This is a genomic window from Mesorhizobium sp. M4A.F.Ca.ET.022.05.2.1 (assembly GCF_003998845.1).
Lineage (GTDB): Bacteria > Pseudomonadota > Alphaproteobacteria > Rhizobiales > Rhizobiaceae > Mesorhizobium.
The window spans coordinates 1-638 of the sequence record NZ_RZOJ01000807.1; the positions used below are offsets into that span (position 1 = coordinate 1).

The following is a 638-nucleotide window of genomic DNA, read 5'->3' on the forward strand; positions in this document are numbered from 1 at the left end:
CACCGATCCGGAGATGGAGCGCATCCTCGATTCGGCACGCGCCGCCGGCGCGCGCGAGGCCGGCTATGTCATTTTGCGGCTGCCGCTGGAGGTGGCGCCGATCTTCAAGGACTGGTTGTTGCGTCATTACCCGGACCGCTACCGGCATGTGATGTCGCTGATCCGCTCGATGCGCGACGGCAAGGACTACGATTCGGAGTGGGGCAAGCGCATGAAAGGCGCCGGACCCTATGCCTGGCAGATCGGCCGCCGTTTCGAGATCACCGCCAAGCGGCTCGGGCTCAACGCCGAGCGGCGGCAACTCAGGACCGACCAATTTCTTGCCGCAGCCAACGCCGCCGAGCAGTTGATGCTGCTTTGAAGGTCCCGCGCCGGCCCTCGCCGGGCGGCGCGAGAAGAATCCCGTCCGGCCTGTCCCCGGCCTTGAGACGGTGCCCTCCCGGTCCGCGCCCCACCCGACCCGGAGGGACTTGCGGAGAATCGGAGCCGATGCGAACCTGGCCGCACCATGGCTCGCGCGCGTTCCGATTCTCCGCTTCTCTTCGAAATCGTCGAGAAACCCGATTTCTCCATCGAGACGAAGGCGATGGCTGACGGCCTTTGGCCGGTGGCGGGAATGGACGAGGCTGGCCGCGGCC

2 pseudogenes are annotated in these 638 nt (G+C 66.9%); both read left to right on the forward strand.

The features are described 5' to 3' along the window. Positions 1-361 (forward strand): annotated as a pseudogene (locus EN745_RS35540) (radical SAM protein); the annotation flags it as partial. Positions 362-508: 147 nt separating this feature from the next. Then, positions 509-638 (forward strand): annotated as a pseudogene (locus EN745_RS35545) (ribonuclease HII); the annotation flags it as partial.